This window comes from Micromonospora sp. NPDC048040 (assembly GCF_055587185.1).
This window is the reverse complement of sequence record NZ_JBVJGT010000028.1, coordinates 67,965-83,299: the sequence shown is the minus strand read 5'-3', so window position 1 is coordinate 83,299 and position 15,335 is coordinate 67,965. Positions and strand designations below refer to the sequence as shown.

Genomic DNA, 15,335 nt, shown 5'->3' with positions numbered 1-15,335 from the left:
GACAGAAACTCCCCCCCTCCTGTTTGGCGGTGTGTCTCGCGTTTCCCGGGGGTCCCCCCCCCCCCCCCCCCCGAGCCGCCGAGAAAGGTTGTCAGATGGTTGCACTACCGGGGACCCGCCGCCCGCGCATACGCGTGCGCCGCCCCTCCGCCCGCGAGGCCGGCACGGCGCTGCTGTTCGTCCTGCCGTTCCTGCTGCTCTTCGTCGTCTTCCGGTTCGGGCCGGCGATCGCCGGGGTGGCCCTGGGCTTCACCGACTACACCATCGGTGGCGAGACGAGCTTCGTCGGGCTGGAGAACTTCCGCCGGCTCGTCGACGATCCCACGTTCTGGACGGCGCTGCGCGTCACGGTCCTGTTCACCGTGCTGTCCGTGCCGCTGTCGATGCTGGCCTCCCTCGGCATGGCGCTGCTGACCCGCCGCGCCTTCCGCGGCGCGAAGCTCTTCCGGTCCATTTTCTTCCTGCCGGTGGTGACCAGCCTGGTCCTCGCCGGCGTGGTCTTCGCCTGGGTCTTCGCCGAGGACGGGCCGTGGTCGCGGGCCATGGGCGCGATCGGCCTGCCGGCCGGCTCCTGGCTCGCCGACAGCGTGCTGGTGGTCCCCGCGCTGGTGCTGGTCTCGGTCTGGTCCCGCTTCGGCTACGGCATGCTGATCCTGCTCGCCCGGATGCAGGACATCCCGGCGGAGCTGGAGGAGGCGGCGCTGACCGACGGCGCGTCGGCGTGGCAGCGCTTCCGGTACGTGACGCTGCCCCAGCTGCGGCCCGCCCTGTTCTTCGTCGCCATCATCGAGACCACCGTGTCGTTCCAGGTCTTCGACCTGGTCTACGTGATGACCGGCGGCGGCCCCGTGCGGTCCAGCTACAGCCTGGTCTACCTGCTCTACGACCAGGGCTTCAAGTACTTCGACCTGGGCTACGCCAGCGCCGTCGGGGTCGCGCTGTTCGTGCTGACGATCATCGTGGCGCTGATCCAGCGGCTGACCCTCGGGAGGGAAGAATGACGGACACGATCACGCCACCGGCAACCGCCGTCCCCACCCCGCCGGCGTCGCCCAAGGGCGCCCGGCGGGCGTACCGGCCCGGCCGCGCCGGCAAGGGCTGGGTGGTCGGCCGCACCACGCTGCTGGTGGTCGGCGCGGCGGTCACGCTCTTCCCCTTCTACGCGATGGTCGTGCTGTCGTTCAAGCCGACCGGGCCGGTCACGTTCCCGGACAGCCTGCTGCCCTGGCCGTTCTCCACCGAGGCGTACGACCAGGTGGTCGGCGCCAAGAGCGTGCTGCGCTGGATGTGGAACACCATCATCTACTCGGTGGTGTCGGTGGTCGGCGTGCTGCTGTTCGCCTCGATGGCCGGCTACGCCTTCGCCAAGAAGCGGTTCCCGGGCAAGGAGACCATGTTCTGGTCGTTCCTGGCGATGCTGATGGTGCCGTTCCACGTCACGATGATCCCGACGTTCATCATCATCTCCGAGATGAACGGCGTGGACACGTACTGGGGCATGATCGTGCCGACCCTGGCCAACGCCCAGGCGGTGTTCCTGATGCGGCAGTTCATCGCCTCGCTGCCCGACTCGCTGTTCGAGGCGGCCCGCCTCGACGGCTGCTCCGAGTGGCGGGTGTACGTCTCGATCGTGCTGCCGCTGATCAAGCCGATCCTCGCCACGCTCGGCGTCTTCGTCTTCCTGTGGCACTGGAACGACTTCCTGTGGCCGCTCATCGTCGGGCAGAGCCTCGACATGCGTACCCTCACCACCGGCATCGCCTCGCTCCAGCAGGAGAACGTGGCGTTGAACATGCTCCTCGCCGGGTCGGTCGTGGCGTTCGTGCCGATCTTCATGGCGTACCTGATCGGACAGCGCTACTTCCAGGAGGGCGTCGCCACGACGGGCATCAAGGGATGAGCGTCATCGCGGTGGCGGCCTCGCCGGAGGTCCGCGAGCTGTTCTTCGACGCCGACGCCTGGGCGGCGCTGGGCCGGCTGGGGGAGGTGCGGCTGCCGGCCGACGGCGCCGACGTCGGCGACGAGACCACGCTCGCCCGGCTGCTCGCCGACGCCGACGTGGTGGTCACCGGCTGGGGCACCGCGCCGCTGTCGGCGGCGGTGCTCGCCGCCGCGCCCCGGCTGCGGCTGCTCGCGCACACCGGGGCCAGCGTCAAACCCTTCGTCACCCCCGCCAGCTTCGCCCGGGGCGTCCGCGTCAGCCAGGCCGGCGAGGCGATGGCGTACGCGGTGGGGGAGCAGGCGCTCGCGCTGACCCTCGCCCTGCTGCACCAGCTGCACCGCTTCGACCACGCGCTGCGGACCGGGGTCGACTGGGCGACCGCGAAGGCGGCGCCGCCCCGGCGGGAGCTGCGCGGGGCGGCGGTCGGGGTCGTCGGGGCGTCCCGCACCGGTCGGGCGTACCTCGGCCTGGTGCGGGCGCTCGGGGCGCGGGTGCTGGTGGCCGACCCGTACCTGTCCGACGCCGAGGCCGCGACGCTCGGGGTCGAGCGGGTCGCGCTCGACGACCTGCTCGCCCGCAGCCTCGTGGTGTCCCTGCACGCGCCGGTGCTGCCGGAGACCGTCGGGATGGTCGGCGCGCGCGAGCTGGCCCTGATGCCCGACGGCGCGCTGCTGGTCAACACCGCCCGTTCGGCGCTGGTCGACGAGGCCGCGCTGCTGGCCGTGCTGCGCTCCGGGCGGATCGACGCCGCGCTGGACGTGTTCGACGCCGAGCCACTGCCGGTGGACCATCCGTTCCGGCGGCTGCCGAACGTGCTGCTGACCCCGCACGAGGCGGCCGGGACGGTCGGGTCGCGGCGGCGGGCCGCCGACATCGTCGTCGCCGAGATCGACCGGTTCCTACGCGGGGAGCAGCTGCGCCACGAGGTGCGACCGGAGCACCTCGACCGCACGGGCTGAGCGCGGCTGACCTGCCCTGGCGCGGCGGCAGCCCGGATGAGTAGCCTCTGCGCTCATGCGCATCGCCCTCGCCGGACTGGCCACCAGTCACCCCTACACCGACGCCCGCACCCTGCGTGACGACGCGGAGCTCGTGGTGTGGGAGCCCGACCCGCAGCGGCTGGCGCGGTTCCGGGCCGAGCAGCCGGACGCGGCGGTCGCGCCGGACCTGGCGGCGCTGCTGGCGACCGGCCCGGACGGCGTGGTCCTCACCGTCCCCACCTCCGACGTGCCGGAGGCGTTGGCGCAGGTGCTGGAGCGCAAGCTGCCGTGCTTCGTCAACAAGCCGGCCGCCGCGACCGTCGGGCAGCTCGACCGGTTGGAACGGGTCGTGGCGCGGGCCCCGGAGCTGGTGCTCTCCTCCTCGGTGCTGCGCTTCGCGCCGGAGTTCGTCGCGTTCGACGTGCCGCGCGACGAGGTGCTGTCGGTGCGCGCCACGGTCCGGCACGACGTCGGGATCTGGGCCACCGGCTACAACCCGTGGCAGGACGACCCGGCGGTCGGCGGGGGCACCCTGGTCATGATGGGCCTGCACGGGGTGGAGTTGCTGGTCGCGCTGCTCGGGCCGGCGGTGCGGCTGGTGGGGGCCGCCGGCACCGTGCGCCGGCACCGGGGCCTGCGCTCGGAGGACACGGGGCTGCTGGCCGTGCAGTGGGACGACGGGGTGCCCGGCACGGTGGAGGTGCTCGGGGTCAGCGAGGGCGAGGCGTACGAGGTCACCGTGCACACCGCCGCGGGGGAGCGCCGGGTGGTGCTGCGCGGCGGGGCCGACGAGTTGGGCTACCGGGCCACCATCGACGCGTTCGTCGGCATGGTCCGGGGCGCCCCGAGCCCGGTGCCGTGGGCGCAGACGCGCGCCGTCCTGGACGTTCTCACCTCGGCGCGCGCCGTGGCCTGACGATCGCCGACCCGATCCACGCGTCGGGTGCCTTGACGCCCCTCCGGCCGGAGGTTACGGTCATGACCGTTACTTCGGAAGGGGTGTGGTGGCATGCGTACGGTTGCGGACCTGGAGGAGCGGCTCTCGCGCCCGCGGGACGTCCTGGTGGACGATCTGCGAAAGCTCGACGGGGACATCCTGATCCTCGGGGCGGGCGGCAAGCTGGGGCCGAGCCTCGTGCGGCTGGCGCTGCGGGGCGTGGCGGCGGCGGGCACCGGCGCCAAGGTCATCGCCGTGTCCCGCTTCTCGGAGGCGGGGCTGGCCGACGCCCTGCGCGACGAGGGCGCGGTGGTGGTCGAGGCGGACGTCACCGACGACGCCGCGTTGGCCGCGCTGCCCGACGCGCCCAACGTGGTCTTCCTGGTCGGGGCGAAGTTCGGCACCTCGGGCCGGGAGCACGCCACCTGGGCCACCAACACCTTCCTGCCCGGGCGGATCGCCCAGCGCTTCGCCGGGTCCCGCCTGGTGGCGCTGAGCACCGGCAACGTCTACCCGCTGGTCCCGGTGACCTCCGGCGGCTGCGTCGAGCAGACCCCGGTCCAGCCGGTCGGCGAGTACGCCATGTCCTGCCTGGGCCGCGAGCGCATCCTCACCCACTTCGCGCTGCGCGACGAGACCCCGCTGGCCCTGATCCGGCTCAACTACGCCGTCGAGATGCGCTACGGCGTCCTCGTCGACGTCGCCCGCGCCGTGCACGCCGGCGAGCCCGTGGACCTCACCATGGGGCACGCCAACATCGTCTGGCAGGGCTACGCCAACGAGGTCACGCTGCGCGCCCTGCACCACACGCGGACACCGCCGTTCGTGTTGAACCTGACCGGGCCGGAGCTGGTCTCGGTCCGTCAGGTCGCCACCGCGCTCGCCGCCCGGCTGGGCCGTGAGCCGGTCTTCACCGGCACCGAGGCGCCGACCGCGCTGCTGTCCAACGCCCAGCTCTGCCACCGGCTCTTCGGCTACCCCGACGTGCCGGTCGCCGAGCTGATCGACCTGACGGCGGACTGGGTCGCCGACGGCCAACCCCTGCTCGGCAAGCCGACCGGATTCCAGCGCCGCGACGGCAACTTCTAGGAGAGACCGTGTTGACCGCATCGAGCACCCGACAGACCTCGGCCCTGGCCCGGTTCCAGCGCGGCTGCGCCATCCCCGCGCACCCGCTGGCCCTGGACGCCGACCGCAAGCTCGACGAGCGCCGGCAGCGGGCGTTGACCCGCTACTACCTGGCCTCCGGCGCGGGGGGCGTCGCCGTCGGGGTGCACACCACCCAGTTCGCCATCCACGACCCGAAGGTCGGGCTGCTCGCCCCCGTGCTGGAGTTGGCCGCCGAGACCGCGGCCGGCTCGGACGCGATCCTGGTCGCCGGCGCCTGCGGGGACACCGCCCAGGCGGTCGCCGAGGCGGAGCTGGCCGCCTCGCTCGGCTACGACATGGTGCTGCTGTCGCCGTACGCGCCGCTGGACGAGGACGCCCTCGTCGAGCGGGCCCGCGCGGTCGGCGAGGTGCTGCCGGTGATCGGCTTCTACCTGCAGCCGGCCGTCGGCGGGCGCGAGCTGTCCCGGGGCTTCTGGGCCCGGCTGGCCGCCCTCGAGTCGGTGGTCGGGATCAAGGTGGCGCCCTTCGACCGCTACCGCACCCTGGACGTGCTGCACGGCGTGGTCGCGGCCGGCCGCAACGGCGACCTGGCCCTCTACACCGGCAACGACGACCACATCCTGGCCGACCTCGTGGCGCCGCACCGGGTCGTCGTGGACGGCCGGGCCGTCGAGGTGGAGTTCGTCGGCGGGCTGCTCGGCCAGTGGGCGGTCTGGGCGAACACCGCGGTGACCCTGCTCGACGAGGCCCACCGGGCCCGCGCCGGCGACGACGCCGCGCTGCGCCGGCTGCTCACCCTCGACGGTCACCTGACCGACGCCAACGCCGCCATCTTCGACTCCGCCAACGGCTACCACGGCTGCATCCCCGGCATCCACGAGGTGCTGCGCCGGCAGGGCCTGCTGGCCGGCCGCTGGTGCCTGGACCCGGCCGAGGAGCTGTCGCCGGGGCAGATGGCCGAGCTGGACCGGGTGCACCGGGCGTACCCGCACCTGCGCGACGACGACTTCGTCGCCGAGCACCTCGACACCTGGCTCTCCTGACCGGAGCGACGCGGTAGGGAGGTCGGCGGCGCGGGACACCGTCCCCGCCGCCGACCTCGGGCCCGCCCGGGACGGGGGCGGGCGGGCCGTCAGAGGGTCAGGCGGTAGAGGGTCAGCGGGCGACCGCTGGTGCCGGAGGCGAGGTTGCCGGTCCGCTCGGCCAGGCCGGCCAGCTCCAGGCGGTGCAGCATGCGCCGCGCGGTGCGCTGCTGCACCCGCAGTTGGTCGGCGACCTCCCGGCTGGTCAGCGGCTCGTCGCCGACCGTCGTGCGCACCTCACGCAGCCGCAGCAGGGTGGGCACGGAGAGGCCGACCCGTTGGGCGATGACCGCCAGGTTCACCTCCGCCGGCGGCGGGGCCGGCGTGGTGGACTCCAGCACGATGTCGGTCTCGCCGCGCAGCGACAGCACGGCCGTGGTGGGGCCGACCCGGCGGGCCCGGCTCAGCGCGCGGCGTGCCAGGTTCTCCGCCTCGGCGGCGCTGCGGCCCAGCCCGAACCCGATCTGCACGGTCTCGTGCCGGTCGGCCAGCCGGCGCAGCATCGGCAGCGCCGTGAAGCCGCCGGTGGCGTCGTGCAGCGGCCCGCGGGTGGTGACGATGAGGTACGTGTCGGGGGCGAAGCGCGCGACGGTGCCGCCGAGCCCGGCCACCTCCTTGAGCAGCCCGTCGTCGCCGTCGGACAGGTTGGCCAGCCCGAGCGCGATCTGGGCGTCCTCCTGGGCCTGGCTGCCGACGTGCAGCAGGAGCTGGCGCAGCGCGGCGCGCACCGAGTGGTTCGACGGGGCGAGGCGGAACGCCGGCATCTCGTGGCGCAGCACCTCGTACACCGAGCTGATGCAGGTGACGGCGACGTCCGCGCCGGCCTTGCGCTGCCGGCGATGGAAGGCGACCACGTCGTCGGAACTCAGGCCGCTGCGGTAGGGCAGCGACCGGACCCGGTCCGCGGGCAGGTCGGCCTCGCCGAAGGTGCCGGCGACGTCGGCGCCGGTGACGGTGTCGATCGACATGCGGGTGACGTCGCGGCCGTCGCGCAGCAGCCGCACGGCGGCCTGGAGCAGGGTCGCGCCCGTGTAGTCGACGAAGACCGCCGGCCGGTGCAGCAGGTTCGCCTCCCGGGCGAGGGTGTACGGCACGACGCCGGTGAACAGCCACGCCTCGACCTGGCCGGCGTGCGCCTCGACGATCGCCGGTGCCTGCGACTCGTGGTCGTAGTGCAGCCGCCGGGCGGTGACGCCGGGCTGCTCCTCGCAGGTGGCGGCCACGTCGTCGACCAGGTCGTGCGGACCGACGACCCCGATCTCAATGGTCACCGCTGCCTCCTGTCAGGGTTGCATTGTTCGCAGCACAAGATTACGGTCAGGCCCGGTATTACTGTAGCCCTGGGAGGGTGCGTGTCGTTCCCCAGCATGGCCGACGCCGGCGGCCGGACGATCGGTGCGGAGGAGCTGGCCGCCGTCAGCCGGGTGCTCCAGTCGGGCATGCTCAGCTCGGTCTGGGGCACGGAGGTCCGCGCCCTGGAGCGCGAGATGGCCGACCTCCACGGAGTGTCGCACGCCGTGGCCGCCAGTTCGGGGACCGCAGCGCTGCACCTGGCCGTCGCGGCTGTCGCGCCGGACCCGGGCGACGAGATCATCACGTCTCCGATCAGCGACTTCGGCACGGTCGCGCCCATTCTCGCCCAGAACGCCGTGCCCGTGTTCGCCGACGTCGATCCGTACACCGGCAACCTCGACCCGGCGGCGGTCGCCGCCGCGATCGGGCCGCGCACCCGGGCGATCCTCGGGGTGCACCTGTTCGGCGCGGCCGCCGACCTGCGGGAGGTCGCCGACTCCGCCGGCGTGCCGCTGATCGAGGACTGCGCCCAGGCCTGGCTCACCCGCTACCCGGACGGCACCCTCGCCGGCACGGCCGGCGCGATCGGCTGCTTCAGCCTCCAGCAGTGGAAGCACATCACCTGCGGCGACGGCGGCCTGACCGTGACCGACGACGCCGTGCTGGCCCGCCGGATGCGGCTCTTCGCCGACAAGGGCTGGCCCCGCGACGAGGCCCGCCGGCACGTGAGCCTCGGCCTGAACTACCGGATGACCGAGCTGGCCGGCGCCGTCGCCCGCGCCCAGCTGGCGAAGCTGCCCGGGGTGCTGGCCGACCGGCGGCGCACCGCCCGCCGACTGGCCGCCGCGCTGGCCGACCTGCCCGGCGTGCGCCTGCCGGCGGACCTCGACGCGCACGCCTGGTGGCTGTTCCCCGTCGTGCTCGACCCGCCGCTGACCAACCACGAGGTGGCCGGGAAACTGGCCGCCGCCGGGATCCCCGCCCGCGCCGGCTACCTCCAGCAGCCGCTGCACTGCGCCCCGGCGCTGACCGAGGCCCCCGTCTACGGCACCTCCCGCTTCCCGCTGACCGTGCCGCCGGCCGACCGGCTGCCGGCCTACGGGCCCGGCGCGTTCCCGGTCGCCGAGCGGCTCATCGCGGAGACCCTGCTGGTGATCGACTGGAACGAGCGGTACACCGACGCGCACGTCGACGAGATCGCCCGGGCGGTCCGGGCGGCGGTGACCCCGTGATCGCGCCGGCCGCCGCCGCGCTGCGCGACCGGCTGCGCTGGCGACTCGTCGCCGCCACCGCCACGCCGATGGACGCCGACCGGACGGTCGACGCCGCGGTGCTCGACCGCTACCTGCGCGGCCTGGTCGTCGACGGCGCGGACGCCCTCGCCGTGTGCGCCCACACCGGCCGCGGCCCCTACCTCGACCGGGCGACCCGCGACCTGGTCGTGCGCCACGCCGTCGGCACCGGGGTGCCGGTGGTCGTCGGGGTGGGCGGCCGGCCGGGGGAGCGCACCGTCGAGGTCGCCGCGCAGGCCGCCCGGGCCGCCGACCTCGGCGCCGCCGGCGTCCTGGTCTTTCCCGTCGACGGCGACGCGGTCGCCCACCACGACGCCGTCTGGCAGGCCGCCGGCCTGCCGATGCTCGCCTTCGACCTCTACACCCGGCCGTACTCCGCGTCGCGGCTGGCCGCCCTGCTCGAGCACCCGGGCGTCGCCGGGGTGAAGGTGGCCCGGCTGCACGACGCGCTCGCCTGCCAGGCCGCCCTGGCCGCCGCGCACCGGGCCGACCGGCTGGCGGTCACCGGCGAGGACCGGATGTTCGGGCCGTCGCTGATGTGGGGCGCGCAGGCCGCCCTGGTCGGCCTCGCCGCCGCGGCCGTGCCGGTCACCGCCGCCGTGCTGCGGGCGTACGCCGACGGGAAGCACGACGACTTCGTCGCCGCCTCCGCCCGGCTCGACCGGCTCGCCGAGGTCACCTTCACCGACCCGATGGAGGGGTACGTGCACCGCATGCTCCAGATCGCCGCCGACGAGGGGCGGATCCCCGCCTCCCACGCGGTCGACCCGTACGCTCCGGCGCTGCCGGACGGCGATCGGGACGGCGTGCTCGCGGTGGCGAGGCAGCGGTGAGCGGCAACCCGTTCGTCGCGGCCGACCTGCCCCCGGTCACCTTCGACGTCGACGTCCTCGTCGGCCGGTACGCCGACCGGCCGGGCCCCACCGGCGACCCCCGCGACGTCGCGGCCACCCTCGGCGCGAACGGCATCGTGCGGGCGGCCGTGGCCAGCCTCCGGGCGGCGCTGTTCGACATGCCCAGCGGCAACGACGAGGCCGCCGCCCTGGCCGGCCCCACCGTGCTGCCCGTCGGCGCGCTCGACCTGCGTGACCCGCTCGGCGCGGAGCGGGAGGTCGTCCGGCTCGCCGAGCGCGGCTTCCGGGCGGTGCGGCTCTTCCCCGACGAGCAGCGCGTCGAGCCGGACTTCCCGTCCGTGCGGCACGTCGCCCGCCGGGCCGCCGAGGCCGGCCTGGTCATCCTGACCGGCGGGGACGTCCGCCGGTTCTGGCGGCCGCTGCGCGGCGCGACCGTGGTCTTCCTGGACACGCACTTCTACCACCTGGGCGACTTCGTGGTGGCGGCCCGCGACGAGCCCGGCTTCCACACCTCCACCCGGCTGCTCAACTCGCCCGACGCGCTGGAGACCGTCGTCGCCCACGTCGGCATCGGGCGGCTGCTCTACGGCTCCCGCACCCCGTTCTACGAGCCGGTCGTGCCGCGACTGCGGCTGGCCCGCGGCGGCCTCGGGCCGGCCGAGGTGGCCGCCGTGGCGGGCGGCAACGCCCGCCGGATCCTGGAGGGCCAGGAATGATCATCGACGTGCACGCCCACTGGGGGCCCTGGTTCTTCAGCATGGACGTCGAGGCGGTCGCCACCAACCTCGCGGTGATGGACCGCTACGGCATCGACCTCGCCGTCGTCTCCGCCACCGAGGCGGTCATCTACGACGCCGCCGCCGGCAACCGGGCGATGGCCCGGGTCCTGGAGACCAACGACCGCCTGCTCGGCTACCTGACGATCAACCCGCGCCGCCTCGACGACGCCGAACGGGACCTGCGCGAACTGCTCCCCACCGGCCGGTTCGTCGGCGTGAAGATCCACACCGACTACACCGGCTCCCCGGCGGACTCCCCGCAGGCCCGCGCGGCGCTGGAACTCGTCGCCGCGCACGACCTGCCCGCCCTCGTGCACACCTGGGACGCGACGCCGCTCGACCTGGCCCAGGCTGTCGCGGACATCCCCGGGCTGCGCGCCATCGCCGGGCACATGGGCGCGAACGGCTGGCGGCACGCCGTCGAGGCGGCCAACTCGGTCGACCGGCTCTGGCTGGAGCCGTGCTTCTCGCACACCGAGGCGGGCCGGTTCGCCGCCGTGGCGGCGGCGGTCGACCCGCGTCGGCTGCTCTTCGGCACCGACGCCACGCTCATCGACCCCGCGGCGGCCTTCGGGGCGGTGCTCGCCGCCGACCTCGACGCGGAACTGGCCGAGCGGGTCGCCTGGCGCAATGCCGCCGAGTTGTTCCGCCTCGACGTGTGCTGACGTCGGCTCTGTTTGGAGGACGGCGGCAACCTGCTCGCCGCGCTCAGTCCGGGTCGGTGACCCGGGCCAGCACGATGCCGCAGACGATCAGGGCCAGTGCGGCGAAGCGGCCGGCACCGACCGGATCCTTGTGCACGACGATGCCCAGCGAGATCGCGCCGATCGCGCCGATGCCGGTGAACACGGCGTAGGCCGTGCCGACCGGCAGGTCCTGCATCGCCCGGGAGAGCAGGTAGACGGCGGCGGCTCCGAGCGCGAAGCAGAGCAGGGTCGGCGCCGGCCTGGTGAAGTTCTGCGTCGGCTTGATCGTCTGCGACCAGATGATCTCGACCAGGCCGGCGAGCGCCAGGACGAGCCAGCTCATGCCTGCGCTACCGAGGGTGCCAGGGCCCCGGCGGCGACGGCGCGGGCCACGTCGACCGCCGCCTGCCGGGCATCGGCGTACGACCTGTGGTAGGACTCGCGCCACCGCTTCAGCGTCGGGTCCACGACGGAGTTGACGAACTCGGTGTTGATGACGGTGACGTCGTCGACCTGGAAGTGGCCGAGGAAGAAGTCCCGCAGGTAACGCTCCTGGTGGTCGACGGGCTCGCGCGGGGTGCCGGGGGCGTAGGAACCGCCTCGCGCGCCGGTGACGACGACCTTGAGGTTCAGCCTGGCGCGCGGGAACGTCACCTGGTCGATCCACAGCTTGAGGCTCGCCGGGATCGAGAAGTTGTACATGGGCGCGCCGATGAGCAGCACGTCGGCGGAGACCAGTTCGGTGAGCAACGGCTCCACCACCGCCCATGCCTCCCGCTGAGCCGGGGTCCGCACCCCCTCGGCGAGGCGGCCGGGTTCGGTGATGGCGTGCCGCAGCGCGTAGTCGCAGATCTCGGTCCACGCCTCGCCGATGACGGGCACGGGGTCGGCGGCGAGATCGCGGTAGGTGTAGGTCCCCGTCGGGTGGGTGGCCCGCCACTCGTCGGCGAACGCCCCGCTCAACATGCGGGAGTGTGATGCCCGACGGGCGCTGGCGTCCAGGTGCAGCAGGTGGGCCATGACTCTCGTCCCTACTCGTCGGAGGAAACGGACAGGGTGTCCGGTTGTGCCTCGACGCTAGCAGCTAAGTGGACGCCGTGTCCATTTAGCCGGCTCGGGCGAGCGGGGCTGTCGCAACCGGACGAGGTGTCCGGTTAGGCTGTCGGGATGGCGGATGACCTTCTGGCCCCGGCCCCCGCGGAACGGGCCGACGCCGCAGCCAACCGGCGACGCATCCTCGCGGCCGCGGAGCGCCTGTTCGCCGAGCGCGGCCCGCAGATCTCCATGACGGACCTGGCCACCGCCGCCGGCGTCGGCCGCGCGACGCTCTACCGCCGCTACCCGGACGTCACGTCCGTGGCTGTCGCCCTCCTCGACGTGCACGAGCAGCGGTTGCAGCAGCAGATCCTCGCCGGCCCGCCGCCGCTCGGGCCGGGCGCATCGCCTCGCCGCCGCCTCGAGGCGTTCTACGACTCCATGATCGACCTGCTCGAACGACACCTGCCGCTGGCCCTCGGCGCAGAACTGGGTGCCACCCGCTTCGCCACCGGGGCCTACGGCTTCTGGCGGACGTTCGTCATGTCCCTGATCCGCGACGCCGGCTGGCAGGAAGACGCCCTCGCCGACGTCCTGCTCGCGCCGCTCGCCCCCGAGGTGTACCGGTACCAGCGCCACGACCGGGGGCGAACGGTGCCCGAGATCAAGTCGGCGCTCGCCCGCCTCGCGTACGTCCTGCCGGACTGACGTCCGTCACGAAACGTCGTCGGCGGCGGTAAGGAAACGGGCGGGCCCGCGCGACCGCATGAGGAACAGGCCGCTGGAGGCAGGATCCAGGACGCCCCACTGCCAGATCGCCGCCTCCTCCATGCCGGTGTGTCCGGCCAGGAGTCGGCAGTCGGGAGGATCGAGCAGGTCAGGCGAGGCGGTGGTCGAGGGCGGTGTGGCGGCGCCCGGCGCCGACCGTGCGGACGGCGGCGGCGAGCGCGCGGCGGGAGCCGACCAGGACGACGAGCTGCTTGGCGCGGGTGACGGCGGTGTAGAGCAGGTTGCGTTGCAGCATCATCCACGCGCTGGTGGTCAGGGGGATGACGACGGCGGGGTACTCGGAGCCCTGCGAGCGGTGGATGGTCATGGCGTACGCGTGGGCCAGCTCGTCGAGTTCGTCGAAGTCGTAGTCGATCTCCTCGTCCTCGTCGGTGCGTACGGTGAGGGTCTGCTCCTCGGTGCTCAGGGCGGTGACGATGCCGACGGTGCCGTTGAAGACGCCGGCCTGGCCCTTGTCGTAGTTGTTGCGGATCTGGGTGACCTTGTCGCCGACGCGGAACACCCGCCCGCCCACGCGGCGCTCGGGCTGCCCGTCGCGGGCGGGGGTGAGGCGCTGCTGGAGCAGCGTGTTCAGGGCCGCGGCGCCGGCGGGGCCGCGGTGCATGGGGGTGAGGACCTGCACGTCGCGGCGCGGGTCGAGGCCGAAGCGGGCGGGCACGCGGGTGCAGGCGACGTCGACGGTCAGGGCGGCGGCGGCCTCGGTGTCGTCGCAGGCGAACAGGAAGAAGTCGCCGAGCCCCTGGAGCAGGGGCGGCGTGCCGGCGTTGATGCGGTGGGCGTTGGTGACGACCCCGGACTCCGCGGCCTGCCGGAAGATCTGGGTCAGCCGGACCCGGGGGATGGCCGGGGCGGCGAGCAGGTCCCGCAGGACCTCCCCGGCGCCGACGGAGGGGAGTTGGTCGACGTCGCCGACGAGCAGCAGGTGCGCCCCGGGCGGGACGGCCTTCACGAGCTTGTTGGCGAGGACGAGGTCGAGCATGGACGCCTCGTCGACGACGAGGAGGTCGACGTCGAGGGGGTTGTCCCGGTCGTGGCTGGCCTCCCCGCCGGGGCGTAGCTGGAGCAGCCGGTGCACGGTGGCGGCGGGATGGCCGGTCAGCTCCGACAGCCGCTTCGCGGCGCGGCCGGTCGGCGCGACGAGGGTGACCTTCGCCTTCTTCGCGGTGGCGAGTTCGACGACCGAGCGGACGGTGAAGCTCTTGCCGCAGCCGGGTCCGCCGGTCAGCACGGCGACCTTGGCGGTGAGGGCGAGCCGGACCGCCTGTTCCTGCTCCGGGGCGAGGTCGGTGCCGGTGCGGGCCTTCAACCAGGCCAGCGCCCTGCCCCAGTCGACGCCGGTGAAGTGGGGCAGCCGGTCGGCGCGGTGGTGCAGCAGCCGCAGCAGTGACCCGGCCAGGGACTGCTCGGCGCGGTGCAACGGCACCAGGTACACCGCCGCCGTCGGCTCGCCGTCCGGCCCGGGCAGGGTCTCGCGGACCACCCCCTCCTCGCCGACGAGTTCGTCGAGGCAGGTGGTGACGAGGTCGGCGGGCACGTTGAGGATCTTGGTGGCCTCGACGGCCAGTTGACCGTCGGGCAGGTAGCAGTGCCCGTTGTCGGTGGCCTCGGAGAGGGTGTACTGGAGGCCGGCCTTGACCCGCTGGGGGCTGTCGTGCGGGATTCCCACGGCCTGGGCGATGGTGTCGGCGGTCTTGAACCCGATGCCCCACACGTCGGCCGCCAGCCGGTACGGCTCGTTCTTCACCACGGTGATGGCGGCGTCGCCGTACTGCTTGAAGATCCGTACGGCCAGCGAGGTGGACACGCCGACGCCCTGGAGGAAGACCATCACCTCCTTGATCGCCTTCTGCTCCTCCCACGCCGCGGTTATTTTGGCGGTGCGCTTCGGTCCCAGGCCGGGCACCTCGACCAGCCGGCTCGGTTCGGTCTCGATGACCTGGAGGGTGTCGAGGCCGAAGTGCGCGACGATCCGCTCGGCGAAGACCGGGCCGATGCCCTTGACCAGTCCGGAGCCGAGGTAGCGCCGGATGCCCTGGATCGTGGCCGGCAGGACAGTGGTGTAGGAGTGGACCTCGAACTGCCGGCCGTACTGCGGGTGCGACGACCAGCGGCCGGACAGCCGCAGGCTCTCGCCGGGCTGGGCGCCCAGCAGCGCCCCGACCACGGTGAGCAGGTCGCCGCTGCGGTCGGTGGAGACTCGGGCGACGGTGTAGCCGGTCTCCTCGTTGACGTAGGTCAACCGTTCGAGCACCGCGTCCAACACCGCCGACGGCGGGCGAGTGGGGGCAGTCACCCGCCCATCCTGCCCTGCGTGCTGCTCGGCACTCGCGCGTGTCCCTGGTGGGAGCCACCCACCAGGCGATTCGGGTACGCCGGCACCCGTCGCACCGGCCGTCGATCGAGGTCCCGGTCGGCCGTTGGTGGCTCACGACCGCGGGTTGCCTCGGTGGCAGGGGTGGGGGGGGGGGGGGGGGGGGGGGGGGGGGGGGGGGGGGGGGGGGGGGGGGGGGGGGGGGGGGGGGGGGGGGGGGGGGGGGGGGTGGGGTGGCGGGGCAC

The 15,335-nt window shown here is 73.9% G+C and carries 15 protein-coding genes; 11 read left to right on the top strand and 4 right to left on the bottom strand.

Features of this window, described 5'->3' with window-relative positions; all coding sequences use genetic code 11:
- The first annotated feature begins 95 nt into the window (after nt 1-95).
- From ACZ6O2_RS23700 to ACZ6O2_RS23675, 6 genes are all read left to right on the top strand, one after another.
- The gene (locus ACZ6O2_RS23700) at nt 96-1,001 is read left to right on the top strand and encodes a carbohydrate ABC transporter permease (RefSeq protein ID WP_466024316.1); all 906 of its coding nucleotides are present in this window, start codon (nt 96-98) and stop codon (nt 999-1,001) included.
- On the top strand, nt 998-1,900 hold the full coding sequence (locus ACZ6O2_RS23695) for a carbohydrate ABC transporter permease (protein ID WP_350711793.1): 903 nt from the start codon (nt 998-1,000) through the stop codon (nt 1,898-1,900). Before ACZ6O2_RS23700 ends, ACZ6O2_RS23695 begins: the two co-directional genes overlap by 4 nt.
- The gene (locus tag ACZ6O2_RS23690; RefSeq protein ID WP_466024315.1) at nt 1,897-2,901 is read left to right on the top strand and encodes a hydroxyacid dehydrogenase; all 1,005 of its coding nucleotides are present in this window, start codon (nt 1,897-1,899) and stop codon (nt 2,899-2,901) included. Before ACZ6O2_RS23695 ends, ACZ6O2_RS23690 begins: the two co-directional genes overlap by 4 nt.
- A gap of 55 nt (nt 2,902-2,956) precedes the next feature.
- Nucleotides 2,957-3,838, top strand: coding sequence for a Gfo/Idh/MocA family protein (locus ACZ6O2_RS23685; protein ID WP_350711797.1), 882 nt, complete (start codon nt 2,957-2,959; stop codon nt 3,836-3,838).
- A 93-nt stretch (nt 3,839-3,931) separates the two neighbouring features.
- The gene (locus ACZ6O2_RS23680; protein WP_350711799.1) at nt 3,932-4,948 is read left to right on the top strand and encodes an NAD-dependent epimerase/dehydratase family protein; all 1,017 of its coding nucleotides are present in this window, start codon (nt 3,932-3,934) and stop codon (nt 4,946-4,948) included.
- An 8-nt stretch (nt 4,949-4,956) separates the two neighbouring features.
- Entirely contained in the window at nt 4,957-6,012 is a 1,056-nt protein-coding gene (locus tag ACZ6O2_RS23675) for a dihydrodipicolinate synthase family protein (RefSeq protein WP_350711801.1), read from the top strand.
- An 89-nt stretch (nt 6,013-6,101) separates the two neighbouring features.
- Here ACZ6O2_RS23675 and ACZ6O2_RS23670 read toward each other — a convergent pair whose 3' ends face one another.
- Complete coding sequence (locus ACZ6O2_RS23670) at nt 6,102-7,322, bottom strand: hypothetical protein (RefSeq protein ID WP_350711802.1); 1,221 nt, start codon at nt 7,320-7,322, stop codon at nt 6,102-6,104.
- A gap of 81 nt (nt 7,323-7,403) precedes the next feature.
- Between ACZ6O2_RS23670 and ACZ6O2_RS23665 the strand changes: the two genes are divergently transcribed.
- From ACZ6O2_RS23665 to ACZ6O2_RS23650, 4 genes are read left to right on the top strand one after another with little or no spacing between them, the layout of a single operon-like run.
- Nucleotides 7,404-8,576 (top strand): DegT/DnrJ/EryC1/StrS family aminotransferase, encoded by a 1,173-nt coding sequence (locus ACZ6O2_RS23665; RefSeq protein ID WP_363708940.1) that lies wholly within the window; start codon nt 7,404-7,406, stop codon nt 8,574-8,576.
- Nucleotides 8,573-9,469 (top strand): dihydrodipicolinate synthase family protein, encoded by an 897-nt coding sequence (locus ACZ6O2_RS23660; RefSeq protein ID WP_466024314.1) that lies wholly within the window; start codon nt 8,573-8,575, stop codon nt 9,467-9,469. Before ACZ6O2_RS23665 ends, ACZ6O2_RS23660 begins: the two co-directional genes overlap by 4 nt.
- Nucleotides 9,466-10,206: an amidohydrolase family protein gene (locus ACZ6O2_RS23655; protein ID WP_466024313.1), complete on the top strand. Its 741-nt coding sequence runs from the start codon at nt 9,466-9,468 to the stop codon at nt 10,204-10,206. The genes ACZ6O2_RS23660 and ACZ6O2_RS23655 overlap by 4 nt, the downstream gene beginning before the upstream one ends.
- A complete protein-coding gene (locus ACZ6O2_RS23650; RefSeq protein WP_466024312.1) occupies nt 10,203-10,934 on the top strand; it encodes an amidohydrolase family protein in 732 nt (243 codons plus the stop codon). Before ACZ6O2_RS23655 ends, ACZ6O2_RS23650 begins: the two co-directional genes overlap by 4 nt.
- 43 nt (nt 10,935-10,977) lie before the next feature.
- Here ACZ6O2_RS23650 and ACZ6O2_RS23645 read toward each other — a convergent pair whose 3' ends face one another.
- A complete protein-coding gene (locus tag ACZ6O2_RS23645) occupies nt 10,978-11,298 on the bottom strand; it encodes a DMT family transporter (protein ID WP_466024311.1) in 321 nt (106 codons plus the stop codon).
- Entirely contained in the window at nt 11,295-11,975 is a 681-nt protein-coding gene (locus tag ACZ6O2_RS23640; protein WP_466024310.1) for an FMN-dependent NADH-azoreductase, read from the bottom strand. Before ACZ6O2_RS23640 ends, ACZ6O2_RS23645 begins: the two co-directional genes overlap by 4 nt.
- A gap of 147 nt (nt 11,976-12,122) precedes the next feature.
- On the opposite strand from ACZ6O2_RS23640, the gene ACZ6O2_RS23635 reads away from it, so the two are divergent.
- Complete coding sequence (locus ACZ6O2_RS23635) at nt 12,123-12,698, top strand: TetR/AcrR family transcriptional regulator (RefSeq protein WP_466024309.1); 576 nt, start codon at nt 12,123-12,125, stop codon at nt 12,696-12,698.
- A 169-nt stretch (nt 12,699-12,867) separates the two neighbouring features.
- On the opposite strand, the gene recD2 is transcribed toward ACZ6O2_RS23635, so the two are convergent.
- The gene (gene recD2, locus ACZ6O2_RS23630; RefSeq protein WP_466024308.1) at nt 12,868-15,072 is read right to left on the bottom strand and encodes an SF1B family DNA helicase RecD2; all 2,205 of its coding nucleotides are present in this window, start codon (nt 15,070-15,072) and stop codon (nt 12,868-12,870) included.
- Nucleotides 15,073-15,335: the final 263 nt, after the last annotated feature.